General features: G+C 64.3%; 21 protein-coding genes. 17 read left to right on the forward strand and 4 right to left on the reverse strand.

Annotated elements, in window-relative coordinates; genetic code table 11:
• Positions 1–37: 37 nt before the first annotated feature.
• Positions 38–1,210 carry a transporter substrate-binding domain-containing protein gene (locus ACCC97_RS18220; protein ID WP_209535055.1) on the forward strand — a complete coding sequence of 391 codons (1,173 nt, stop codon included), beginning with the start codon at positions 38–40 and terminating at the stop codon, positions 1,208–1,210.
• Positions 1,207–1,809, forward strand: a complete 603-nt coding sequence (locus tag ACCC97_RS18225; protein ID WP_126184674.1) for an ANTAR domain-containing response regulator — start codon at positions 1,207–1,209, stop codon at positions 1,807–1,809. The genes ACCC97_RS18220 and ACCC97_RS18225 overlap by 4 nt, the downstream gene beginning before the upstream one ends.
• Positions 1,810–2,180: 371 nt before the next feature.
• On the opposite strand, the gene ACCC97_RS18230 is transcribed toward ACCC97_RS18225, so the two are convergent.
• Entirely contained in the window at positions 2,181–3,140 is a 960-nt protein-coding gene (locus ACCC97_RS18230) for an aromatic alcohol reductase (protein WP_209535054.1), read from the reverse strand.
• Between the two features lie 188 nt (positions 3,141–3,328).
• Between ACCC97_RS18230 and ACCC97_RS18235 the strand changes: the two genes are divergently transcribed.
• Entirely contained in the window at positions 3,329–4,228 is a 900-nt protein-coding gene (locus ACCC97_RS18235) for a LysR family transcriptional regulator (RefSeq protein WP_209535053.1), read from the forward strand.
• A 287-nt stretch (positions 4,229–4,515) separates the two neighbouring features.
• On the opposite strand, the gene ACCC97_RS18240 is transcribed toward ACCC97_RS18235, so the two are convergent.
• Positions 4,516–5,118, reverse strand: coding sequence for a hypothetical protein (locus ACCC97_RS18240; protein WP_209535052.1), 603 nt, complete (start codon positions 5,116–5,118; stop codon positions 4,516–4,518).
• 273 nt (positions 5,119–5,391) lie between these two features.
• Here ACCC97_RS18240 and ACCC97_RS18245 point away from each other — a divergent pair, with 273 nt between their 5' ends.
• The 5 genes from ACCC97_RS18245 (at position 5,392) to dctA (ending at position 11,123) form a co-directional block, all read left to right on the forward strand.
• Positions 5,392–6,252 carry a MaoC family dehydratase N-terminal domain-containing protein gene (locus tag ACCC97_RS18245; RefSeq protein WP_413334215.1) on the forward strand — a complete coding sequence of 287 codons (861 nt, stop codon included), beginning with the start codon at positions 5,392–5,394 and terminating at the stop codon, positions 6,250–6,252.
• 30 nt (positions 6,253–6,282) lie between these two features.
• A complete protein-coding gene (locus ACCC97_RS18250) occupies positions 6,283–7,473 on the forward strand; it encodes a CaiB/BaiF CoA transferase family protein (RefSeq protein WP_209535048.1) in 1,191 nt (396 codons plus the stop codon).
• Between the two features lie 10 nt (positions 7,474–7,483).
• A complete protein-coding gene (locus tag ACCC97_RS18255; RefSeq protein ID WP_209535046.1) occupies positions 7,484–8,314 on the forward strand; it encodes an HpcH/HpaI aldolase/citrate lyase family protein in 831 nt (276 codons plus the stop codon).
• A 41-nt stretch (positions 8,315–8,355) separates the two neighbouring features.
• The gene (gene pcaB / locus ACCC97_RS18260; protein ID WP_145745837.1) at positions 8,356–9,702 is read left to right on the forward strand and encodes a 3-carboxy-cis,cis-muconate cycloisomerase; all 1,347 of its coding nucleotides are present in this window, start codon (positions 8,356–8,358) and stop codon (positions 9,700–9,702) included.
• An 86-nt stretch (positions 9,703–9,788) separates the two neighbouring features.
• The gene (gene dctA / locus ACCC97_RS18265) at positions 9,789–11,123 is read left to right on the forward strand and encodes a C4-dicarboxylate transporter DctA (RefSeq protein ID WP_209535044.1); all 1,335 of its coding nucleotides are present in this window, start codon (positions 9,789–9,791) and stop codon (positions 11,121–11,123) included.
• Between the two features lie 44 nt (positions 11,124–11,167).
• On the opposite strand, the gene ACCC97_RS18270 is transcribed toward dctA, so the two are convergent.
• On the reverse strand, positions 11,168–12,121 hold the full coding sequence (locus ACCC97_RS18270; RefSeq protein ID WP_209535042.1) for a LysR family transcriptional regulator: 954 nt from the start codon (positions 12,119–12,121) through the stop codon (positions 11,168–11,170).
• Between the two features lie 156 nt (positions 12,122–12,277).
• Here ACCC97_RS18270 and ACCC97_RS18275 point away from each other — a divergent pair, with 156 nt between their 5' ends.
• The 9 genes from ACCC97_RS18275 (at position 12,278) to ACCC97_RS18315 (ending at position 21,988) form a co-directional block, all read left to right on the forward strand.
• On the forward strand, positions 12,278–13,243 hold the full coding sequence (locus tag ACCC97_RS18275; RefSeq protein WP_209535041.1) for a tripartite tricarboxylate transporter substrate binding protein: 966 nt from the start codon (positions 12,278–12,280) through the stop codon (positions 13,241–13,243).
• A 13-nt stretch (positions 13,244–13,256) separates the two neighbouring features.
• Positions 13,257–15,281: a 4-oxalomesaconate tautomerase gene (locus tag ACCC97_RS18280; protein ID WP_209535039.1), complete on the forward strand. Its 2,025-nt coding sequence runs from the start codon at positions 13,257–13,259 to the stop codon at positions 15,279–15,281.
• Between the two features lie 923 nt (positions 15,282–16,204).
• Positions 16,205–16,990 (forward strand): hypothetical protein, encoded by a 786-nt coding sequence (locus tag ACCC97_RS18285; RefSeq protein ID WP_209535037.1) that lies wholly within the window; start codon positions 16,205–16,207, stop codon positions 16,988–16,990.
• Positions 16,991–17,124: 134 nt separating this feature from the next.
• Complete coding sequence (locus tag ACCC97_RS18290; RefSeq protein ID WP_209535036.1) at positions 17,125–18,363, forward strand: hypothetical protein; 1,239 nt, start codon at positions 17,125–17,127, stop codon at positions 18,361–18,363.
• A 54-nt stretch (positions 18,364–18,417) separates the two neighbouring features.
• A complete protein-coding gene (locus tag ACCC97_RS18295) occupies positions 18,418–18,858 on the forward strand; it encodes a hypothetical protein (RefSeq protein ID WP_209535033.1) in 441 nt (146 codons plus the stop codon).
• Positions 18,859–19,058: 200 nt separating this feature from the next.
• On the forward strand, positions 19,059–19,397 hold the full coding sequence (locus ACCC97_RS18300; RefSeq protein WP_413334220.1) for a helix-turn-helix transcriptional regulator: 339 nt from the start codon (positions 19,059–19,061) through the stop codon (positions 19,395–19,397).
• Between the two features lie 309 nt (positions 19,398–19,706).
• Positions 19,707–19,946: a hypothetical protein gene (locus tag ACCC97_RS18305; RefSeq protein WP_209535031.1), complete on the forward strand. Its 240-nt coding sequence runs from the start codon at positions 19,707–19,709 to the stop codon at positions 19,944–19,946.
• 2 nt (positions 19,947–19,948) lie between these two features.
• Positions 19,949–20,932 carry a hypothetical protein gene (locus tag ACCC97_RS18310; RefSeq protein WP_209535029.1) on the forward strand — a complete coding sequence of 328 codons (984 nt, stop codon included), beginning with the start codon at positions 19,949–19,951 and terminating at the stop codon, positions 20,930–20,932.
• A 300-nt stretch (positions 20,933–21,232) separates the two neighbouring features.
• Positions 21,233–21,988, forward strand: coding sequence for a hypothetical protein (locus ACCC97_RS18315; protein ID WP_209535027.1), 756 nt, complete (start codon positions 21,233–21,235; stop codon positions 21,986–21,988).
• Between the two features lie 265 nt (positions 21,989–22,253).
• On the opposite strand, the gene ACCC97_RS18320 is transcribed toward ACCC97_RS18315, so the two are convergent.
• Complete coding sequence (locus ACCC97_RS18320) at positions 22,254–23,504, reverse strand: site-specific integrase (protein ID WP_209535025.1); 1,251 nt, start codon at positions 23,502–23,504, stop codon at positions 22,254–22,256.
• Between the last annotated feature and the right edge of the window lie 188 nt (positions 23,505–23,692).

Here is a 23,692-nt window from a genome sequence, read left to right on the forward strand (position 1 = left end):
TGCTGCATGGTGAACCCAGCACAGCACATTCATACACATGGCACCCATCGAGATTGGCGTTCTTTATTCTTCAACCGGCGTAACGGCAGCTGTCGAGGAAACTCAGCGCAGAGCCGCGTTGATGGCCATAGAGGAAATCAACGACGCCGGCGGCGTGCTCGGCAGAGAGATTGTCCCGGTGTGTGTCGATCCCGCATCCGACCCGCGTCTGTATGGTCAGTTAAGTGAGCAACTCATCATTGAAGGCGGCATCCGGCTGTTCCTGGGTTGCTACATGTCGAGCAGCCGGAAGGCAGTCATTCCGTTGGTGGAACGACACGACGCGCTGCTGTTCTACGGCACGGCCTACGAGGGCTTCGAGTTCAGCCGCAATGTGTTCTACGGCGGTGCAGTGCCCAACCAGAACATCTTGCCGCTCGCGGGTTACATGCTCGAACGCCATGGCAGCCGCGTCGCGCTGATCGGATCAGACTATGTCTGCCCCCACGAAGCCAACCGCGTGATGAGCGAACTCATTCACGAGCGCGGCGGCAGCAAGACCCTGGAAACCTACCTGCCGCTTGATGCCGGTGCGCTTGACTACGAAGCAGCGGCCCAGGCCATCCGGCGCAGCGGTGTCGATTTCATTTACTCCACCGTGGTGGGTGAAGGTATGGCCCGACTGCACCGAGCGCTGGAACGCGCCGGCATCGATCGTCAGAGGGTGCCGGTTGCCAGCCACATGAGTTGCGAGGCCGACGTCCAGACCATCGGCACCGAACTGGCAGAGGGGCTGATCACCTGCTCGACCTACTTCGAGTCTGTGGACACGGAGGCCAACGGCAAAGTCATCCAGCGCTATCGCCAGCGCTTTGGGGCCGACGCACGCACCAATGCCTCCTGGGAGGCGGCCTACGTGCAAACCCATTTGCTCGTCCGAGCCATAGGCGTAAGCGGCAGCACGGAGCCGGTTCATATCTCGCGCGCCATGGCGGGCCTGGAAATGGACGCACCGCAAGGACGCATCTGCGTGGACGGCAGCAACCACCACACCCACCTGAACCCTCGCATTGGACGATGCAATGCCAACGGCAGTTTCGACATCCTGGCGGAAGCACCCGAACCCGTGATTGCGGACCCTTACGTCATGTCGCATGTCCCACCCGCGTGGGCGGGCCGCCCGCACCCGCGATTCAGCGGCACAGGCAAGGTTGCAGTGGGGGCCGCATGACCAGAATCAACGACAGTCAGGCCATCTTCAAAGACATCCGCCTACTGCGGTTGCTGGTAGTCCACCCCGATGACGCAGACCGGGAGGAACTCACGGCCCAGCTTTCGCGCATTGGGTGCTCGTTCAGCTGCTCATGGCCTGCGCTAGACACTCTGCCGCAGGGTACCGACATGGTCCTCATGTCCGTTCACCCCGACACACTGTCGCAGCCCTGCCCGTGGCTTGAAAGGCCAAATGCACCTCCCGTCATTCCCATCGTTGCGTTCGAGAATCCCATCACCCTTGCGGCGGTACTGCACTTGAACGCATTCACGACGATTGCTTCGCCCGTGAGGCCAGCCGGGGTCCTGACCGCGCTCGCGCTGACACTGCATCAAAGCAAGCAACGCCGATCGAGGGAGCACTACATACAGCGCCTTGAACAGAAGGCGGCCCACCAGCAAGTCATTCACAAAGCCACGCGTGCACTCATGGATGCGCGTCGGCTCAAGGAAGACGAAGCCTACGAGGTCCTGCGCGAGCGAGCCATGCTGCAGCGCGAACCGATCGAGAGTGTGGCGCGCCAAGTTCTGAAAGCCACCGAGGCGCTGGGAATGTGATTCTGCAGCGCGTCCTTTTCCCCATAGACTGCTGGTTCGCCGCCATTGCCGAGCCCAACCCGGCCGCCAAGCTCGCCGTATCGGCGCCCTCACGTGGGCCATATGGAGGGTGCCCGCGCCGTTGCTGCATCAACGCCGATCGCGAAGTTGCCTCGGGCGGTGATCGACGCGCTTTTCGCCGATTTACCGACCTTGCCAGACTGGCTTGCGCTTCTCCGCAAAAGGCTTGGAGCCTTCGATCCTGTCGGCGCTGGAGTACAGAGCAGCGATCGGCGGCTGTCGTTGACGCGCTTACTCGCGAGCGTTCAGTCGCGCATTGAGCTCGTCGATGTCGAAGGCATGAGGATCGAAGAGGCGGCCGATGACCGAACTCACGACCGATTGCCGCGGCCCGACACGAGGTTGGCGCTGATCCAAGATGCCACGTCGGTGACCGGAATGCCGCGCTGTTGATTGAAGGTCCCGCGCTTGTCCCATGCAACACCGCGCCCTTGAGCAAAGGCCGCACGGTACTTGCGCATCATGTTGGTCGGGTCACGCGCCAGTTCGTCCAGCAGATACTGTTCGCTCCATTCCGAACGGCTGAAGGGGCGGCCGAGGCCCGCCTGCAGCTTGTCGGCGACCTCACCGTAAGTCACGGTGTCGCCTGCCAGAAACACAATCTCGTTCCGGATACGGGGCGTGGTGAAGACGATCTCTGCAGTCAGCGCTCCGATATCATCGGGAGTGGTCAGCGTCACGGCCGTGTCGAGGCTGCCGATCGCGTGGACCGCGTCGTTCTGCAGGTCGACCACGCCAAATTCCGGCTCGAACAGGTAGCTCATGAACATGCCTGTAGAGATGATGACCCACTCGGTCTGGTGCTGGCTGCGCAGCAACTCGCGCACGTCCAGTTGTGCATCGAAGATGTCCTGCGGGCTGCCGCGACCGATCACATCGAAATCGACTCCGAACTGCCATGGGAAGTACCTTGGAATTCGCGCCTGCAAGGCAGCCCGCGCCAACTTCATCGGCGTGTCGATTCCGGCTGCATAGCCCGCGCAACCGATGACTGTGTCATATCGCGCGAACACGACGGCGAGCTCGTCGATGGAGCTCTTCACAAGATCGCCGATGACGATCTCGATTCCGAGACCTTTGAGTTCCGCGATAGCTTGCTGCTTGTCCGGTGCACTGGACTCCACGGCGCTTGCACGTAGCAGCACGCTGATCTTCGCACCGTTCACGGCTTTCGCCCGTTTCGCAAGGTTGCGCAGCACCGGGATGCCGAGTTCGCCGGCGCCGAGCACCAGGATGTTTTGAGAGGTCGAGTTAGGATCGGTTTGGTTCATCGTATGGCTCAGTGGCATCAGAAGTTGCGGGCCTCGATCAGACATCGTTGATTTGGCCGTAGGCATCATGTGGACGCACTTTAAGGAGTGCAGCAGCGCAGAAAAAGGAGCCCGGGAGGTTTTCATCATTCAGGAAACCCGAACAATGGGTTATGACGTCGCTTGCTTTACCGCTATTGGGACAAGATATGGATCGCGTACAAGCAATGCAGGTTTTCCTTCGCGTGGTCGAAAGCGGGAGTTTTGTGCGCGCAGCGGAAACCCTGGGCTTGCCGCCATCGTCCGTCACAAGCCTCATCAAGAGGCTTGAAAGACATCTGCAGACGCGCCTTCTGAACCGCTCCACCAGAAGCCTCAGCCTGACACCAGAAGGCGAGCGATACTTCTCTCGCTGTCGCGAAATTCTTGAGCTGATCGAGGACACCGAATCCAGTTTGCGCCATGACGAGCGCCCGCAAGGGCGACTGCGCGTAGATGTGCCGGGCGGCATTGCACATGCCTTGATCCTGCCGCAGTTGGGTCAATTCCGGCGACAGTACCCGGATATTTACCTGGCTATCGGTGTCAATGATCGCCAAGTGGACTTGATCCAGGAAGGTGTTGACTGCGTAATCCGCACCGGCAGCCTCAATGACTCGGCTTTGGTCGCTCGACGCTTAGGCAATCTGCGCTGGATCACGTGCGCGGCTCCTTCCTATCTGGAAGACAACGGCATCCCGGAAGTGCTGGGAGACTTGCAACGACACCGAGCGGTCCATTACTTCTCCAGCACGACTCGAAGGGGCAGCGAGTTGCATTTCATCGATGAGGGAGTGATCTTCGACGTCCCAGTCCCCGGTACTGTGGCGGTCAACGAGACTGCGCTGTACATAAAGCTTGGCCTCGCGGGCCTCGGCTTGATCCAGCTACCCGAAATTCTTGTGGCGGACCATCTGCAGTCAGGAGATCTGGTCGAGGTGCTGGCAGGCATGCGGCCCGAGTCTGTGCCGGTATCGCTTCTGTACCCCCATCACACTTTTCTTTCGCCGGCGATGCGAGCGTTCTCTGATTGGGCGACCGAACTGTTTGCCGTGCCCGGGCTGAAGTGAAGCGGGCCATCAGCCGGTCCCATGAAGCTCCCCGAGCCACGATGATTGCTGTACATCTGAGCGACGAGAGTCCGCTGTAACCAGTCGCCGCACATCTGTCTCACAGAATGGAAATGTCGCCAATCGGAGCGGCCTCCATGCGTTCTGGCTTCCAGTCGATGCGCTGCGCGTGCGGTGGATTGATACCCAGGCGCCGGTGCAGCGGCAACATGGCCGTCACGCACAAGAGGTCAGCGGGCTTGCTTCGAGAGAGAGGGAAAGGAAGGGCAGAAGGCCTTCCTGCCAGGTCAGCCCAGAGTTGCGCCTTGGCTTGCACTGGGCACGTCACTGCCCGGCATGGCGTCGGGCAACTCGTGCTGGGGTCCTCCGATTTCCGGCTGCAGCCGTTTCGCCAAATGAGACACATGCTCTTCGGACTTGCCGGACACATAGTCACGCCACACCAGCGGCAGGATGCCGCCGTGAAGCCAGTAGTCCACGTCCTCTCCAGTGTCGAGACGGATGATGAGCGGGACGGTCGTGGTGGTTCCGTTGATGCGGCGCACGATGGCCTCGATGCAATGGAAACGATCTATTGCGGCACGGGGCGGAATGATTCGACCCTGCAGATTCGCAGTGCCGAACTTGTCCGGGCAAGTCGCTGTGCGCTGCACGACCTCGTCAAGCGGTGAGCGATGTCGGCGATCGTTCGCGACATCACTGGGTGTCCCGGAGAGGCCTCCTCGTGCTGATGGGGGTGCGGACAAAAACGGTTCAGTTCCCGAGATGCCGACGCGCTCGCCGGGCAGCGACTGCAGCGCGGGCGCCGGCTCCGACGCATCTCCGGATACCGATGCCGGCATCACGGCAGGTCGCAGCAATGCAAGGAGCTTGGAAACCCAGGGCTTCATGAATACGTCTTCAGGTGGGGCCCGCCTCTTGGCGGCGGGCTGGTCGAGTGGCGATGGACTGCAGGAATACGCCGTCACGCGGTCCAATACCGTATTCATTGAACTTCATCGCACTTGCGAAGAAGGAGTGCGCGAGGCATTGACAGCCCGTTTCTTTGTTCCATGAATTGCATCAATATCCTCAAATAATGCAATTCACTTGGCGTTCGATGCGCCGCACACTCCCGTCTAGTCCTGCTGCCGCTGGGTGCAGCAAACCAAGGAGACACGAGAGTGGACGTACATTCGGATCAGTTGCAGTCATGGGTCGGGCGCAGCGAGCGCCTCGAGGACACCATCCATCCCACGCCCGTGGCGGCCTTGACGGCGACGCTCGACCACCCGGCCGCGCCGATGCCGACCGGCACGGCGCTTCCGCCTCTGTGGCACTGGCTCTACTTCCTGCCCATGCACCGCCAAAGCGAGATCGGCGCCGACGGCCACGCCAAGCGCGGCGGGTTCCTGCCGCCGGTGCCGCTGCCCCGCCGCATGTGGGCCGGCAGCCAGTTCGAGTTCCGCGCGCCGATCCGCGTGGGCGACCAGGTCACGCGAACCTCGACCATCGACGACGTCACGCTGAAGGAAGGCCGCACCGGCAAGCTCGTGTTCGTCAAGGTACGGCACGAGATCCGCTGCAATGGCGAGGCTGCGCCGGCGCTAGTCGAGTTCCACGACATCGTCTATCGCGAGGCCCAGGGCCCGCACGACGTACCCCCGCCCCCGCAGGCGGCGCCGACAGAGGCCGCGTGGCGCCGGCAGATCGTTCCCGACGACGTACTGCTGTTCCGCTATTCGGCACTGACCTTCAACGGCCACCGCATCCACTACGACCGCCAGTACGTCACGCAGGTCGAGGGCTATCCGGGCCTGATCGTGCACGGTCCGCTGATCGCCACGCTGCTGATGGACCTGCTGCGCCGCCAGTTGCCTGATGCAGACGTGGCGAGCTTCCGCTTCAAGGCCGTGCGGCCCACCTTCGACCTCAACGCCTTCCACGTCAGCGGCCAGCCGCAGGCCGACGGCAAGACCATCCGGCTCTGGGCCTCGGACCACGAGGGCTGGCTGACGATGGACGCCACCGCCGTCCTGCGCTGACTCGTTTCGCAACGCAGAAGGAAACACGCCATGCAGCCACTCAAGGGCATCACCGTCGTCACGCTGGAGCACGCGATCGCGGCTCCCTTCGCCACCCGCCAGCTCGCCGATCTCGGCGCACGCGTCATCAAGATCGAGCGTCCCGGCTCGGGCGACTTCGCCCGCGGCTACGACGAGCGGGTCCGCGGCCTGGCGTCGCATTTCGTCTGGACCAACCGCTCCAAGGAGAGCCTCACGCTCGACGTGAAGCATCCCGAGGCCGCCCGCGTGCTCGAGCGCCTGGTCATGGAAAAGGCCGACGTGGTCGTGCAGAACCTGGCACCCGGCGCGGCTGCGCGCCTGGGCCTGGGCTTCGACCGGCTCTCGCGCGCCAAGCCAGGACTCATCATGTGCGACATCTCCGGCTACGGCGACGATCCCGAGCGCCCCGGGCCGTACCGCGACAAGAAGGCCTACGACCTGCTGATCCAGAGCGAAGCCGGCTTCGTCTCGGTCACCGGCACGCCGGAGGAGCCCTGCAAGGCGGGGCCCTCGATCGCGGACATCGCCGCGGGCATGTACGCCTACAGCAACATCCTCGCCGCGCTGCTGCAGCGCGGCCAGACCGGCAGGGGCCAGCGCATCGACATCTCGATGCTGGAGTCGCTGGCGGAGTGGAACAGCTACCCGCTCTACTACGCCTTCGAAGGCGCGGAGCCGCCGCCGCGCACCGGCGCCAGCCACGCGACGATCTACCCGTACGGCCCATTCCCGGCCGGCGACGGCACCACCGTGATGCTGGGCCTGCAAAACGAGCGCGAGTGGGCCAGCTTCTGCGACAAGGTGCTGCAACAGCCCGAGCTCGCGAAAGACCCGCGGTTCACCGCCAACTTCAAGCGCGTGGCGCAAAGGGCCGCACTGCGCGAGATCATCGTCGAGGCTTTCGCCTCGCTCAGCGGCAGGCAGGTGGTCGAGCGGCTGGAACTCGCGCAGATCGCCAACGCCCAGGTCAACACGATGAAGGAGGTCTGGGCCCATCCACAGCTGCAGGCGCGCGGCCGCTGGAGCGAAGTGGCGACGGCGAAGGGCCCCGTGCCCGCGATGCTGCCGCCCGGCACCTGGGACACCGGTCCGCGCATGGACCCGGTGCCCGCGCTCGGCGAGCACACCGAAGCGATCCTCGCGGAACTTGGCTACGGCGATGCCGAGATCGCCGCGCTGCGCGCGTCGAACGCCGTCTGAAGGCCGCGCCATGTCTGGTGAACATAGGCATTCCGCCCGCACCTACCTCTTCGTGCCCGGCACGCATCCGGACCGCTTCGGCAAGGCGCTGGCCAGCGGTGCCGACCGGATCGTGCTCGATCTCGAGGACGCCGTCGCCCCTGCCGACAAGGCCGATGCGCGCGCCATCGTCGTGGCGTGGCTGCAGGGTGTGAGCCCTGCCGACAGGTCGCGCACCGTGGTGCGCATCAACGACGCCGGCTCGCCGTGGTTCGCTGCCGACCTCGCCGCGCTGGGCGACGCGGCAGCGGCCGAGGTGCTCTTGCCCAAGGCCGAATCGGCCGCGCAGATCGCCCGCGTGCGTGCCGCGCTGCCCGGCGCGGCCGTCCTCGCCCTCGTCGAGAGTGCCCAGGGCGTGGCGCAGGTGGAATCCATCGCGGCCGCCGGCGTGCAACGCCTGGTGTTCGGCACGCTCGACTTCGCGCTCGACCTCGACATGGACATCGCGACGGACGCGCGCGGCCTCGCCTACGCGGCCAGCCGCATCGCCATCGCCTCTCGCGTGGCGAGCCTGCCCGCGCCGGTGTCGGGTGTCACGCCACAGCTGGACGACGAGACTCGCCTCCTGTCGGATCTTGCCGAAGCGCGGCAGACGGGCTTCGGCGCCAAGCTGTGCATCCATCCGCGCCAGGTGCAGCCGATCCACGCGGCCCTGCAGCCGAGCGCGCAGGCGCTGGACTGGGCGCGGCGCGTGCTGGCCGCCGATGCCGCGTCGCCGGGGGCCGCGCGGCTGGACGGCCGCATGGTCGACCGGCCCGTGGTGCTGCAGGCGCAACGCACGCTGGCGCTGGCCCGCGACTGATTTCATTCATCCACCTCCATCGCAGAAGGAGACAAAGCACCATGGCTTCCACCATCATCGATTCGCGGATATTCGGCGACATGTTCAGCGACGCGCGCATGCGCGAAGTCTGGTCCGACGAGAACCGGACCGCGAAGTACCTCGACATCGAGCGCGCCCTTGCCAAGGTCCAGGGCGAGCTCGGCATCATTCCCAAGGAAGCGGCCGACGAGATCGTCAGGAACTGCAACCTGTCGCAGATCGACTGGGTCAAGCTGAAGGCCAAGACCGAGCAGATCGGCTACCCCATCATCGCGGTCGTCAACCAGATCAACGCCAACTGCAGGGACAAGCTCGGCGAGTACTGCCACTGGGGCGCGACCACGCAGGACATCACCGACACGGCCGCGGTGCTGCAGATGCGCGAAGGGCTCGCCCTCGTCGAGCAGGACCTCGACGAGATCGGCGAAGCGCTCGCGGCCCTGGCACGCAAGTACCGCGACACGCCGATCATCGGCCGCTCGAACCTGCAGCAGGCCACGCCCATCACCTTCGGCTACAAGATGGCCAGCATCCTGGCCGGCATCGACCGCCACCGCGAGCGCCTGCAACAACTCAAGCCGCGCGTGCTGATGGGCGAATTCGGCGGCGCATCGGGCACGCTCTCCTCGCTGGAGAAGGGCGCGATGGAAACTCAGGCGGGGCTGATGAAGGAACTGGGGCTCGCCCAGCCGCTGATCTCCTGGCACACGGTGCGCGACACCATCGCGGAGGTCGGCGCGTTCCTTGGGTTGGTCGGCGGCTCGCTCGGCAAGATCGCGATGGACGTCAAGCTGATGATGCAGACCGAAGTGGCCGAGGTGTTCGAGCCCTTCGCGCCGGGCCGCGGCTCGTCGTCGACCATGCCGCAGAAGCGCAACCCGATCTCCTGCCTCTACATCCACGCCAACATCTCGGTGGCCCGCCAGCACGCCGCCGCCCTGATGGACGCGATGGTAGCGGACCACGAGCGTTCCACCGGCCCCTGGGAGATCGAGTGGGTGTCGCTGCCCGAGATCTTCTGCCTGATGTCGGGCGCCCTGAAGCAGACCAGGTTCATCCTGAAGGGCCTGGAGGTGGACGCCACCCGCATGCGCGCCAACATCGACATCACCAACGGCCTGGTGATGTCCGAGGCCGTGATGATGGGCCTGGGTCCCTACATCGGCCGCGAGTACGCGCACGACCTGGTGTACGACCTGTGCCGCCAGGCGATCGCCGAGAACCGGCCACTGATCGAGATCCTTGCCGCGCACACCGAGATCGGCAGGCACGTGACGCGCGCGCAGCTCGAGGCCATGTGCGAGCCGGCCAACCACCTCGGCCAGGCCGGCGTCATGGTCGACCGCGTGCTGGCCGCGCGCGGCTGAGCGCCGCCCTCGCCTTCTTCACCGCAGCAGACGGAGCCGGCGCAGACCGGCATGCATTCGTGCGCCCCCACCCCGGAGACAAGGTCATGAACATCCGCAAGCTATCGAAACTTCTCTATGTGCAGGTTCTCGCGGGCCTGATCCTCGGCATCGCGGTGGGCCACTACTGGCCCGAGTTCGGCGCCGCACTCAAGCCGCTGGGCGACGGCTTCGTCAAGCTGGTCAAGATGATGATCGCGCCGGTGGTGTTCTGCACCATCGTGAGCGGCATCACCTCGCTGGGCGACTCCAAGGAAATCGGCAAGACCCTGCTCAAGGCGATGGGGCTCTTCTACGCGCTGACGGTCCTGGCGCTCCTCACCGGCCTGGTCACCGTGTTCCTGCTGCAGCCGGGCGCCGGGATGCACATCGACCCGAGGAACCTCGATGCGTCGGTCGCCACGCGCTTCGCGAACCAGGTCCACATCCACGGGTTCACCGACTTCGTGATGCACATCATCCCCAACGCCTTCGTCGGCGCGTTCGCCGAGGGCGAGGTGCTGCCGGTGCTGCTTCTGGCGGTGCTCTGCGGCTTCGGGCTCACCCGCATAGGAAGCTCCGCCAAGCCCGTGCTCGACGGCATCGACGGCTTCTCCCACATGCTCTTCGCAGCCTTCGGCATCATCATGCGGCTCGCGCCGATCGGCGCCTTCGGAGCGATGGCCTTCACGGTGGGCCGCTACGGCATCAAGTCCATCGGATCGCTCGGCCTGCTGATCGGAACCTTCTACGTCGCCTGCATCTTCTTCGTCGTCGTGATCCTCGGCGCACTCGCGCGCCTGCACGGATTCAAGCTCTGGCAGCTGCTGCGCTACATCAGGGAGGAACTGCTGGTGGTGCTGGGCACCTCGTCCAGCGAGCCGGTGCTTCCGCGGCTCCTGCAGAAGCTCGAACGGCTCGGCTGCAAGAAGGGCGTGGTCGGGCTGGTGCTGCCGACCGGTTATTCGTTCAACCTGGACGGCACGGCCATCTACCTGACGCTGGCGTCGATGTTCATCGCCCAGGCCTGCGACATCCACCTGTCGTGGCTCCAGATCGGCTCGATGCTGGGCATCATGCTGCTCACCTCCAAGGGCGCGGCGGGCGTGACGGGCAGCGGCTTCGTCGCGCTGGTGGCCACGCTCACCGTCATGCCCGACCTGCCCGTAGCCGGCGTCGCGCTGATCGTGGGGATCGACCGCTTCATGTCCGAGGCACGCGCACTCACCAGCACCATCAGCAACGCGGTGGCGTGCATCGTCGTCTCCATCTGGGAAAAGGCCTGCGACCGGGAGGTGCTGCAGCGCGAGTTGGCCGCGAACTACGCCAGGACCGAGCACGAGCTCGAAGAAGGCCCAAAGGACTTCGCCGCGCCGCTGGGGCACGCCGGCCCGACGCCCTGACCGAGCACTGATCGACGCATCGAGCGGTGGACGGCGGGCAGGCCTCAGGCGCGCCTGACCCCGGTCGCTTCGTTCGCCGCACGGCGGCCTGCGGGCTTGCCAGGCTTGGTCTTCATCTCGGAGAAGAAGGCGTAGAGCTGCTGCGCGGCCGGGGAGAGGCTTCGGCCCTTGCGCCGGATGAGGCCGATCGTCCGGGTGATGGTGGGGTCGTGGAGCGGAACGCTCACCAGCAGCGGATGGTCCGCGTCAGGCATGGCGATCGAGGGGACCGCCGCGACCCCGAGACCCGCCTCGACGAGGCCGAGCATCGTCGTGACATGCTGGGTCTCGTAGATGCTCTGCGGGCGACCGGCCACCTCCGAGAGCGCCTGGTCCAGCAGAAGGCGATTGCCGGACGCCTTGCTCACCGAGATGTAGTCGTACTGCGCCAGCTCGGTCCAGCTCACGCGGCGCTTCCTGGCGATCGGATGGTCGCGCCTGCAGGCCGCGACGAAGCGCTCCTCCAGCAGCGGCTTGAATTCGATATCCGGCTCCTGCCCGCCCACGAAGTTGAGCCCGAAGTCGGCCTCCCCGCTGGAGACGGTCGCCAGCACCTCGTTCGCGCTCGCGTCGAGGACCTTGACCCGGATCTTCGGGTAGCGCTCGTGGTAGCGCGAGATCACCTGCGACAGGAAGTAGTAGACCGTCGACGGCACGCAGGCGATCTTCACCTCGCCCATGCGCGTGGCCGCGACACCGCGGATGCCCAGCAGCGTGTGATCGAGGTCGTCCAGCAGCTGCTGCACCTTGCGGTCGAATTCGCGCCCCACGGAGGTCAGGTTCACGCGACGGGTGGTGCGGTCGAGCAGCTTCACGCCGAGCGCCTCCTCCAGCTTCTCGATGCGGCGGCTGAACGCAGGCTGCGAGACGTGCAGCGCCTCGGCGGCCTTGCGAAAGCTGTTGAGTTCCGCCACCGCGCGGAACGCCTGCAGGTCGTTGAGATTGAAGTTGATGGCCATGGCAGTGCTCCGACTCGATCTGATTGATAGACAGTGTGCATCAATCGATCCTAAACATGCAATTTACAGAACTCAGGCGTCGGAAGAACATGCGCACCAGGGCCACGCAAGAGCCTCCCGAGCTTTCAAAAATCCACCGGAGCAGACAAATTGAAGATGCAGAAAATTCGCTTCCTCGGCGCCGTCGCGCTGGGGGCATGCCTGACCTGCGCAAGCGCGGCCGCCGCCTTTCCTGAAAAGCAGATCACGCTGATCGTGCCGACCGCCGCGGGCGGCGCCAACGACGCCATGGCGCGCGTCGTCGGCCAGGCCATGTCGGCCATCCTCAAGCAGCCTGTCATCGTCGACAACAAGGCGGGCGCCAACGGGGCCATTGCCAGCGAGTACGTGATGCGCGCGGCGCCCGACGGCTACACGCTCATGCTCGGCTACATCGCGACGCATGCGATGAACCCGGCGCTGCAGAAGCTGCGCTACGACCCGGTCAAGGACTTCGAGCCGGTCGGCATGCTGGGCTCATCGGCCACGGTGATGGTGGTCAACCCCTCGGTCAAGGCGGCCAGCGCGAAGGAACTCGTGGCCCTGCTCAAGACCGCGCCGGACAAGACGAGCTACGCCTCGGCCGGCAACGGCACCGCGCCGCACTTCGCGGCCGAGATGTTCAAACTCTCGACCGGCACCAGCATGCTGCACGTGCCCTACAAGGGCTCGGCACCGGCCATCACCGACACCCTCGCCGGACAGACCCAGGTGATGTTCCCGAGCCTCTTCACGGCGGTGCCCTACGTCAAGGCCGGCAAGCTCAAAGCCCTGGGCGTGGCCGGCACGAAGCGCTCAGCGCTCATGCCCGACGTTCCCACGCTGCAGGAGCAGGGCATCGCGGATGTCGACGTCTCGCAGTGGTACGGCATCTTCGCGCCGGCGAAAACGCCCGCACCCATCGTCGCGCAGCTCAACAAGGTGCTCAACGAAGTGCTCGCAGACAAGAGCGTGATCAAGCGGCTGGAGGATCACGGCGCCGAGGTCTCGACCATGACCCCCGAGCAGATGCGCGCCTACGTGGCGCAGGAGCAGGTCAAGTGGAAGAAGGTGGTCCAGGCCGCCAGGATCAGCGCGGATTGAGCGCGGACTGAACATGAACAGATCGATTCCCTGCGTGCTGATGCGCGCCGGCACCTCGCGCGGGCCGTTCTTCCTGCGCGAATGGCTGCCGGACGGCGACGAGGCGCGCGACCAGGCGCTCATCGGCGCGATAGGCGCCTCCGACCCGCTCCAGCTCGACGGCGTGGGCGGCGGAAGCACCCTGAACAGCAAGGTGGCCATCGTCTCGCGTTCGTCGCGGCCTGAGTGCGACGTCGACTACCTGTTCGCGCAGGTGGGCGTCGGGCATCGCTCAGTGGACACGCGGCCGAACTGCGGCAACATGCTATCGGGCGTCGCGCCTTTCGCGATCGAGCAGGGCCTGGTGCCGGCCAGGAACGGCACCACCCTCGTTCGCGTGCACAACGTCAACACCGGCTCGCGCATCGACGTGACGGTGCACACCCCTGGCGGTCGCGTGACGTACGAAGGCGATGCGCGCATCGACGGGGTGGCGGGCACGGCGGCGCCGATCCTGCTGAACTTCCTGGACGCCTGGGGCGCGGTCACGGGCCAGGTTTTCCCGACCGGCAGGCGCATCGACACGATCGACGGCGTGGAGGTGACCTGCATCGACGCCGCCATGCCGTTGATGATCGTGCGCGCCAGCGACCTGGGCCTCACCGGGCGCGAGAAGCCCGCCGCGCTCGACGCCAACATCGGACTGCTCGAGCGCCTCGAGACGCTGCGACTGGAGGCGGGCCGCAGGATGGGCCTGGGCGACGTGTCTGACAGCGTCGTGCCAAAGCCGGTGCTCGTGAGCGCGGGCGATACGGACGACAGCATCACCTCGCGCTACTTCACGCCGCGCAAGTGCCACGCCTCGCATGCGGTGACGGGCGCCATCGGCGTGGCGAGCGCCTTCGCGCTGCCGGGAACGGTCGCCAGCGGCGTCGCGCGCGCCGCCGGAACCCACAGGCTGGTCGTGCTGCATCCCGCGGGGCAGATCGACATCGAGGTCGAGCTCAAGGGCACCGGCGACACCGCCGCGGTGGATCACGCCGCGCTCCTGCGCACGGCGCGCAAGATCATGCAGGGCGAGATGTACCTGCCCGACTACGTGTTCTCGCGGCCGCAGCCGCAGGCCGCGAGCACTTCCCGGTTCCCGCACAAGGCGCTGACGATCATCGTGCCCACGCGCGCAGGCGGCGGCAACGACACGATGGCCCGCATCATCGCGGCGAAGCTCGGGCCGCTGCTCGGCCAGGAGATCCTGGTCGACAACCGCGCCGGAGCCAACGGTGCCATCGCGAGCGAGTACGTGGCCAGGGCAACGCCGGACGGCCACACGCTGATGTTCGGCTATGTCGGCACCCACGCGATGAACCCCGCGCTGCAGAAGCTGGCCTACGATCCGGCCGCCGATTTCGAGCCGGTAGGGCTCGTGGGCTCTTCCTCGACCCTGATGGTCGCCCATCCGGACGCGGGCATACCGCAAGTGCAGCAACTGATCGAGCGGCTGAAGACGACACCCCGCAGCCTAAGCTACGCCTCCGCCGGTGACGGCACGCCGCCGCATTTCGCGGCCGAGCTCTTTCAGCTCAGCAGCGGCACTTCGATGGCCAGCACGACCTGCGAGGGTGCCGCGCCTGCGATCGCGGAGACGGTGCAAGGCCGCTCGCAGATCATGTTCCCGAGCCTGTTCACGGCCTATCCGTTCATCCGCGCAGCCCAGTTGTGGGCCCTGGCCGTGGCGGGCTCGAAACGCCTCGCCGCCCTGCCGGACGTGCCGACACTTTCGGAGCTGGGTGTCACTGGGGTGGATGTCGTCCAATGGTATGGACTGTTTGCGCCGGCGGGCACGCCCGCCGCGGTCGTCTCGCACCTCAATCAGGCGCTGAACGAGGTGCTGGCCGATCCGGACGTCGTCCGGCGCTTCGAGAGCCAAGGCGCGCTGGTCGAGCCCGGCAGCCCCGACGCACTCGCGCTGCGGATGAAGTCGGACCTGGCGCGCTGGCGCGAAGTCGTGCGTCAGGCCGGCATTGCGCCGAAGGAACAGCGCCAGTTCGCGCTGGATTGATCCGCCGCGCCGTAGCTACGGCCCTGCGGAGGCCACCAGCGCAAACATGGTGCGCACGGGCTTCATGAAATAAGGCCGCACGCGATCGCTCCAGGTCGTCATCGTTGTTCCAGAAGCGCTGGGCGCGTATGCAGCCCCGCGCCGCAGCCAGCGCGGGCAGGTGCCCCCGGTCGTACCAGCGCAACAGTTCGAGACCCCAGCCGGGCTCGGGCTTCATCTCGACAACGTAGTGGAAGCGCGGTCGCGTCCGCTGGCTCCAATCCAGGCCTTGCCGGTCTCCTTGGCAAGCTCGATCGGGCATCCGACAAGGGATTTTCCGAGCGCAGCACCGGCGAGTGGTTCGCGAAACGGGATGCAAGTTGCATGATGATTTCTCCTGACGAAGTTGGCTGTTGAAAACAGCCTCACCGGATTCCTAGATTCGGAGCCCTCTTCGGGTCTTCCGGTGGGGTCGGCACGAAGAACCCGGTTGGCCTCGTTGCCACCGTCTTTCCTGAGTTCATCGCCCGCGGCCACAGGAGCGCGTGCCGGGTCGCCGTCAAGGAAGAAGCGCCAGGGGTGGTGCGGCCCGCAACCGAAGGCGAGGACACGGCCTGGCGCGCCTTGACGGCGACCCGGCGCGCGCTACGGTCGCGGACAAGGTGATGAGGGAAGGAAAGATGGCTGGACAGGCAATGGCCGCCTTCGTCGCAGACCCCACGCAAGCGAAGCGCGCAGGCCCGGATCAGCGAACCGGGCCGAAGGCGTCAGCCGAGCGGCGCGAGGGAACGATGGAAGCCCAGAGGGGCGAGACGCCAGGGGTGGCTCGATGCGCATGCACGACAGCGCGGCCGGCCATCACCGCCACGGCCGGAGACGCCCTGCGTCAGCCAGAATGACATTCGCCGGATATTTCGACGAACTGATTCGCCCACTCAAAATCGATGCTCAAGCCCGACTCTCTCGATCCACTGTTCTCGTTGCTGCAGGAAATGACGCTGGTTCAGCGCGAAGACAGCGCGTTTCAGCCCTCTGCGCAAATGCGTCGCCTGGAAAAGGCGATCCTCTGCGGCTACTTGGCCACCATGGCACTACTGCTGAGTGCCGCATGGGGGCGGCACGCATGGCCTTCGCAAAAGCTCGCTGCCAGCGTCTCCCCGCTCTATACCGTCATGCTCCTGTTTGGACTGGCTTATCTGCTGACCGCCACCTTCAATGTGGGGCATCTGCTCTGGCGTCATCGCAGGCAACGGTTTCCCGGGCTGCTCGCGCGCATCAAGCTCGACATTCAGGCCGATGCAGACTTTCTGACCCAGTTCGGCAGCTACGACAAGGCGACGCTGGAATATGCGCTGCTGCAGTACCGCCACCGATGGGACATCTTCGATGGGCGGGTCGGCCTGCTCACAGGCGACTTGCGAAAGCTCGGCCTGTTCCCCGCATTGACGGCGTCAGCCATGGCGGCGTCGACATTGCTCAAGTACGACAGCAACATGTACCTGTGGATGCCATTGATATTGGCGGCCTGTTTCTACCTCGTGGCCTTCCACGCCCATGGCCGGCGTGAGCGACCCCAGCAGGTGGTAGACCTGCTCGACTATGCCGTTCGCCACGCGAAGGTCGAAGCCGAAACTGGCCGGGCGTCCCGCCGGAGAGTGGGGCCTTCGCGAATAAGGGCAGCCCGAGTTCCACAAACAACAGGATCTTCGCCCCCGGCCATGGTCGGGTGATCAAGCGCCGGCAGCTCCGCCAGCGCCAGTGTGCTCTTGAGCGTCTGCGTCAACAGCCCACCCGCCAGCGACGGCTCGGCGACGCTCATCGGTTTGGCCGGGAGCCTTCGTTTTATCTGACGATGGAGATGTGCGTGAAACGATCCGAACTGTATGCCTTGGTCTGGCAGACACCGCTTCGCCATCTGGGGCCGAATCTCGGCCTGTCCGATGTCGGACTCTCCAAGCTCTGCCGCCGATACAACATCCCTGTTCCACCAGTTGGCTATTGGACCCGTCTCGCGGCCGGCAAGATCTGTGTGCAGGCCCCGCTGCCGCCTTCCGACGTCGATCACGAAATCCACCTGCCGGAGAAAGACACCACGGCGGCCCGCTCCTCCGACGCCACGAGGATTCAGCAGGTCCAGCAGGCGTTTTCCCGGGCCAAGGACGCCGTTGCGCTGCAGCCCATCGATGTACCGCCCTCACTCGACCACTGCCACGCACTGGTGGCGAAGACCACTCGCTTCTTCCAATCCATCGAGCGCGATGAGGCGAAGTTGGCAGTGGAGGCGGAAGGAGCCAGACGGCTGCGCAAGCCCTTCTTCGGCGCCATGTCGAGCCACAGGATGTCCTCGGGCCGATACACCTCCGGCAGCGGCTGCCTGCGCATCACCGCGACCTTGACCCACATCGACTGGATTCTCCGTTTCCACGAAGCGCTCATCCGTGGACTGATCGCAGGAGGCTGTCAGGTCGTCGCTGGCCGGGGAGACACATCGAACACGGTTGAGATCCGGCGCGCGGGCGGCGCCATCAGGCTGAACTTCTCCGAACAGGTGGAGAAGATCGCGCAACCCAAGCGCCAAGATTTCCTCCTTCATCGGGATGAGTACAGGGCCCTCGATGGCTACAAGCTGAAGCTGGAGAGAGACTGGCACGTCATCGCCCGCCAGTGGACAGGCAGCCGCGAACAACTGGAGCAGCAACTCCCGGAGATCACACGCGCCCTGATCGCATTCCCGGAAGCCGAAGCGCTCAGGTCCAAGCTGCTGGCCGAAGAAGCCGCCATCCGACGAAAGCAGGAGCGGGAAGCAGCCCAGGCACACAACATCGCGATGGCCGCAGAGCAGGCGCGTGCCCAGCGCCGCGAGGCGCGGGCGAATCAACTGCCTCGCGCCGTCGCGGTCGGCCAATCCCTGACGGCCTATCACAGTGCCCTGAATGTGCTGTCGCGCCTGGAGGGGATCGCCAGCGATCAACCCGAGGATGACGCACTGCGCACATGGATCGCCCTTCTGCGAAGCAGTCTCAAGGACCCCGTGCATGAGTTGGCCGACGCGTTGCGTGCCGAAGCGATGCAGCCGGCACGGCCGCTTTGGTGGCCGGAATGAGGCGCGCCCCAGACCACATCACCCCAACCTTCGCAGAAACGATCGGAACCCAACATGACCGAAAACCACCGAGTCCTTGCGCACATTCTCATCGAGATGAACCCGCTCGCGGACCAGGGCGCGGAGGCCACCAAGGCCGCACTGCGATCGGCAATTCAGGTGGGGTTGAACGCCCGGGTTTTGGAGCTGCACGTCTACCCGATCGCCGCGGAAGATGGTGCACGTCATGTGAAGGCACAGATACCGCACTCAGAACCCTCGGACCGTGACCAGGTCGTCGAAGAGTATGTGCACAGCGGCATGCGGGTGCAGATCTTTCGCAATGCAGGGCCCAAATCGCCGCCCACCTACTTCGCCGTGGTCGTGAACCCGAACGTGAAGAACCCCAGCGGAGCGGTTCTCCACGCAAAGTCCTACGCCGAACTGAAGCAAGTCGCCGAAGCACGAGCCGAGCGCAAGGCGTTCCTGCTGCAAAGGAAGAAGGGAGGAAACTGAAGGGTATCGGCCCAACACCCACTTTGGTCAGTGTGCACGAAGGTTCGCCATGTGCTGAGCGCCCTTTTCGAATCGCACGCCCCCGCTCCGGTACGCCTCGCATCGCTACAGCGAGTCGGTCTCGAAGGACATCCCTGGCAACCTACGGACGTCCCGCAACGGCATTGGACGCGCTGCGGAAGAACCGAAAGGCAATGCTCATGCGAGCCCAAACCAACCATGAATCGAGCGCGTTCGTCGCCACCGACCTCACGGCTCAACGAGCCCGGCAAGCGGCACGTCTGCTGCAGGAGGCGCTCACGCTCCTCTGCTCCGACTCAACGATGCCGCTGGCGCAGACGATCAAGCGCGCCCCCGACAGGCTTCTCAGACTGCCTGAAGTCGAGCACCTCACCGGCCTGCGCAGGTCAGCCATCTACGAACAAATGCGCAGGGGGATTTTTCCGCTATCGGTGAAAGCCGGTCAGCGCACCGCGGCATGGCCAGAGAGCGCAGTGCAATCGTGGATCGCGGAGCGCATGAACGGGCGCACGACTTGATTCGATGAACCGGACCGAGCCGCCCGGACGGCGCGAACCTGCCCTTGGCAACCCGTCGGGCGCATCCTTCACGCCAGCGGACAGGCCCCTCCCGGAGACTGCTTCCCCTCGCAGGGAACTGGTGCTCCCCACCCATCGGCGACATCCGCTAACCTGGCTTCTCTGCCACAAGGCTGCCGGCTGGCTCCGCACTGGGGTGCCCCCGAAGAAAGCCCCACAGCGGAGGGCATGTCGGCAGGAAGCACGGTGGTCAATAGAGGCTCGGATCGCATACGATGACCACGACGATGCCACTGATACGGACCTGAAGTGATTGATCTTGACCGATTCGATTTTGAGGTGGAATGCCCCAAATGCAGCTTCGCTACGAAGATTTTCTACCGAGACGCACGGCTTCGGGACGTACTCATTTGCCGTGGCTGCAAGGCGAACATTCAGCTGAATGACCATATGAACGAGTGCCGCAAAGCCCGGCGGCAGTTCCACACGGTGATGCAAGAACTCGAAAACGCAATCGCCAAGCTCAACAACATTACCATCAGGCTTTGACAATGGACTCCGCCTACCTACAGCGCATCCGCTTCCAGCTACAGAAGCGCTTCCGGCGCCTCAACTCATGCTCCTACCTGCTGTTTCACAGTTCGATCGTGCAGTTTTGGGCCTACTTGCAAGCCCAGCCATTGACGGCAGGAATTCTCGCAAAGCTTGAAGCAGAAGCCGCGCCATACACCGCCGAGATTGCGGCCATCACGAGGAATCACGAGATTGCCGAGTTCACAACGGAAGCTGAACAGTTCGGCTTCGTCTACCGTGTCATGCAGCACTGCGCCCTGCAGCCTCTAGCAAATCATCTAGGCCCAGAAGTCAACATTGGCCATGCTCTCTCAAACGAGAGGAAGCACGACGAGGCGCTCAACCAGTTTCGCGAGATGTTCCTTGAACCGTTGTATGAGTATGTCGACGACGCACTCGACCAACAGGGTGCGGTCCTCTCTTTGTTGGTTAAGTACAAACGCAAGGTAGAGTGGTTCGAGCGCGAAGTGCTTGCGGGGCTGGCAGCTGGAGATGAGAGAAAGCTCGCGAGGCACCTTTATGCCTACCTCTTCGATCAGGGGCTCGATTTCCACGTTGAACCTCAGTCTGTATCTGGAGAAGCGGACCTCGTGGCACCTGAGCTGGTCCTGGACGCCAAGGTCTTCGATGGTGGCCGACGCGGCATCTCGTATCTCGCAAGCGGTGTGCACCAAGTTCATACCTATGCACGGGACTTCAACCAGGAAGTCGGGTACTTAGTTGTTTACAAGACCTGCCCGGAGACGCTGGACTTCCCTTTCGCGGTGTCCGGGCAACTTGCACCCTGCCTGACCGTTGGCGGTAAGACGATTTACATCTTTGTCGTCGACATCTGTCACTACGAGTCGAGCGCGTCAAAGCGAGGCGTGATGAAGGTCCACACAATTGACCAGGACTACCTGTTGCGCATCGCCACTGAGGCGACGCCGACATCTGCGGGTTATTCAGACCCCGCCAGTTAGAGGCCGATGCCGCCCCTCGCGCAAGCTGTCGTGGCACCCAAGACCTCGCGGTCCGCCCCGAGGCACGGGAAGCCGCCGTTCGCTGGCGAAGGTTGATGGTCGCGCCTAGACCGAAAGCTACCAAATCAATCGTCACGACATTGACCCGTCACACACTCCGACGTGTCTCGCCTCAACGCCAAAAAGAGTCGGGCTCGTCCTTCAAAGTTCGTTGGGCACAGCTGAGACGTTGCAGACGAGCGACCACAGCCGCGACGAGCTTCGTTGCAAACTCAGGCGGGCGGAAGCCAAGGAGAGGATGTGAAGACAGAAATGATCGGCCGCAAGCCAGTCACCACGATTCAGCCAGAAACCAAGCGCAAGCTTCTCCACGTCATTGGGAAGCTTGCATCCCACGCGAAAACGCCGGCGCTGGGCCGTTGGAAGATGCTCTCGGACGAAGAACTCTGGAGCCACATCGTCTCGCAAGTCTGCGTGATGGGCTCGGCCGTGCCGATGGAGAAGCTTCATCGCATTGGCAATCGTTTCGAGTTCGAGTCGGCTCTCTCCCTCAGCACGCTCTCGACCAAGCGAGACAAGGGTACGTACATCGAGAATCAACTCGCGAAGTTCAAAGCGACCCGGTTCAGGAACAAGGCCGCTCGACGCCTGGCAGCCGCGGTCGCCAACCCAAGCATCGTTCGAGGCACTCGTGTTGTGCTTCTGGAGGGTCTTCCGCGTGACGGCCCTGATGCAACGCGTGAAGAGCTGCTCAAGCGCTCGAAGCTTCTATTCAAGCGCAAGAGTGTCTCTGACCTCATGATTACAGTGGGACTTTCGCACGACGTAATCGCGCTCGACCAGCGAGTGGTTGGCCTTCTGAACACTCACCTCGGGTACAACCGCAAGTTCTCAAATCTGCAATCGAGTCGCTCGATATACCTGTCTGTCGAGGACTGCCTCAGGGGTGTCTGCAAAGAAGCCAACGTCACGCTGGGTAACCTCGACCGAATGCTGTTCGCCTTCGCTGGATTGACCGCCGTCGAATACCTCATGGACTTTGACCTTCCAAGGTAGACGGCTCGCGGCGAGCTGACGCGTCGACCTACGCGCATCAGAAGCCGTGAACGTCTTCCAAAAGCAGTCGCTTGTCGACGTTTGCTCCTGGCCCGAGGCTTTCCGTTCGCTACAGCGCAGGAAGCTGATGTTCGCCTCTTGGAACGGATTAGTGAAGGGCCGCTTTCCGCAGCGGTGACGCGTGACGCCCTCGACAAAGAACGGTCGTCGGCGGCGCTTTACGGCGGATCGGGAAGGCCGTACTAACACCCGGCTAGGGCCGATCTCATGCGGCAGCTTTCAACTCAACCGCCGGAGAACCCGCTTTGGCAGCCAGCACATCCAGATAGTCCGCCCACCGCTGGAGCATCACGGTGCGCTGCTTGAGGTATTGCGTACGGTTGTAGGCGCGCCCATTGGCGTCCTTGACGGCGTGCGCCAACTGGGCTTCGATCACCAACGGGTCGACCTCCAGCGTTTCAGCCAGCAGGGTCCTGGCTGTCGCCCGAAAGCCATGAACCGTCTGCACGGTCGGGCCGTACCCCAAGGTTAGAAGCGCTGCACGCAGGGTGTTGTCCGAGATCGGCCGCTCATGACTGCGCTCGCCCGGGAAGACCAGCGTACTGCGGCCCGTAATGGGGTGCAGCTTGCGCAGCAGTTCCACAGCCTGCCTGGGCAAAGGCACCAAGTGTGGATCACCATGTTGCTTGCCATCGATGCGCCGCTTCATCCGCGCAGCGGGCACCGTCCAGAGCGCGCCGTCGAGATCGATCTCGGCCCAGGCTGCGGCCCGAAGTTCGTTGGGGCGTTGAAAAAGCATGGGCGCCAGTTGAAGCGCCGTGCGCACGATGGCTCCGCCTTGGTAGCCCCGGATGACACGTATCAGCGTCCCCAACTGGGCCGGATCGGTGATCGCCGCGAAGTGCCGCGTCTTGTGGGGCGTAAGTGCTCCCTTGAGATCCACCGTGATATCGCGCGGCGCCCGCGCGGTGGCGACCGCGTAGCGCCACACCGCCCGTGCCGTCATCAGCACGCGGCCGGCCACGTCGAGAGCGCCACGCTCCTCGACACGGCGCAGGGCCGCCAACAACTCGATGGCCTCGATTTCGCTGATGCGACGAGTAGCGAAATACGGAAACAGGTCCTTTTCCAGGTTGCGCTTCTCGCGCGTGGCGTAGTGGCCGCTCCAGCGCTCATGGTGCTTGTCGAACCACTCGAGCGCCGTCTCTCGAAAGGTATCGCCGGTGTTCACGGCCGCCTTGAGCTTGACGACCTGGCGCGCCTGTATGGGATTGATTCCGGAAGCCTTCTGGGCCTTGGCGGCGTCACGGGCCTTCCTCGCCGCCGCAAGGCTCACGTCGGGATAGGAGCCCAAGGCGAATTTTTTCTCGACCCCCGCGATCCTGAACTTCCAGAACCATCGGCGAGAACCCGAGGCCGAAACCTCCAGATAGAGGCCGCCCGCATCGGCGTAGCGTGCCTGCTTTCGGTCAGGTGGACAGGAGGCGTTGCGGCATGCGGCATCGGTCAACGGCATGGGGTACATCCATGGGGGTGGGGGTACAAAACCGCCATCCCAGGGGGTTCAGGCGGTTTGTACCCCCTTTTGTACCCCCACTTGGCGCTGGCAGTCACCGGATTTCAGTGTATGCCAGCGGATGCGATTCGCCCAGTTCCCCAATGAAAAAGGGCGTCCGGTGGATGAAACCGGACGCCCTTGGACGT

It is taken from the genome of Variovorax sp. Varisp85, assembly GCF_047304045.1.
In the GTDB taxonomy this organism is placed as follows: Bacteria; Pseudomonadota; Gammaproteobacteria; order Burkholderiales; family Burkholderiaceae_C; genus Variovorax.

Excerpts from the sequence above, each read along its gene's own strand:
- ACCC97_RS18295 (WP_209535033.1), top strand. The coding sequence starts at position 18,418 with ATGACCGAAAACCACCGAGTCCTTGCGCACATTCTCATCGAGATGAAC.
- ACCC97_RS18300 (WP_413334220.1), top strand. The coding sequence starts at position 19,059 with ATGCGAGCCCAAACCAACCATGAATCGAGCGCGTTCGTCGCCACCGAC.
- ACCC97_RS18225 (WP_126184674.1), top strand. The coding sequence starts at position 1,207 with ATGACCAGAATCAACGACAGTCAGGCCATCTTCAAAGACATCCGCCTA.
- dctA (WP_209535044.1), top strand. The coding sequence starts at position 9,789 with ATGAACATCCGCAAGCTATCGAAACTTCTCTATGTGCAGGTTCTCGCG.
- ACCC97_RS18250 (WP_209535048.1), top strand. The coding sequence starts at position 6,283 with ATGCAGCCACTCAAGGGCATCACCGTCGTCACGCTGGAGCACGCGATC.
- ACCC97_RS18285 (WP_209535037.1), top strand. The coding sequence starts at position 16,205 with ATGCTCAAGCCCGACTCTCTCGATCCACTGTTCTCGTTGCTGCAGGAA.
- ACCC97_RS18255 (WP_209535046.1), top strand. The coding sequence starts at position 7,484 with ATGTCTGGTGAACATAGGCATTCCGCCCGCACCTACCTCTTCGTGCCC.
- ACCC97_RS18235 (WP_209535053.1), top strand. The coding sequence starts at position 3,329 with ATGGATCGCGTACAAGCAATGCAGGTTTTCCTTCGCGTGGTCGAAAGC.
- ACCC97_RS18270 (WP_209535042.1), bottom strand. The coding sequence starts at position 12,121 with ATGGCCATCAACTTCAATCTCAACGACCTGCAGGCGTTCCGCGCGGTG.
- pcaB (WP_145745837.1), top strand. The coding sequence starts at position 8,356 with ATGGCTTCCACCATCATCGATTCGCGGATATTCGGCGACATGTTCAGC.
- ACCC97_RS18310 (WP_209535029.1), top strand. The coding sequence starts at position 19,949 with ATGGACTCCGCCTACCTACAGCGCATCCGCTTCCAGCTACAGAAGCGC.
- ACCC97_RS18220 (WP_209535055.1), top strand. The coding sequence starts at position 38 with ATGGCACCCATCGAGATTGGCGTTCTTTATTCTTCAACCGGCGTAACG.
- ACCC97_RS18230 (WP_209535054.1), bottom strand. The coding sequence starts at position 3,140 with ATGAACCAAACCGATCCTAACTCGACCTCTCAAAACATCCTGGTGCTC.
- ACCC97_RS18240 (WP_209535052.1), bottom strand. The coding sequence starts at position 5,118 with ATGAAGCCCTGGGTTTCCAAGCTCCTTGCATTGCTGCGACCTGCCGTG.
- ACCC97_RS18275 (WP_209535041.1), top strand. The coding sequence starts at position 12,278 with ATGCAGAAAATTCGCTTCCTCGGCGCCGTCGCGCTGGGGGCATGCCTG.
- ACCC97_RS18280 (WP_209535039.1), top strand. The coding sequence starts at position 13,257 with ATGAACAGATCGATTCCCTGCGTGCTGATGCGCGCCGGCACCTCGCGC.
- ACCC97_RS18320 (WP_209535025.1), bottom strand. The coding sequence starts at position 23,504 with ATGCCGTTGACCGATGCCGCATGCCGCAACGCCTCCTGTCCACCTGAC.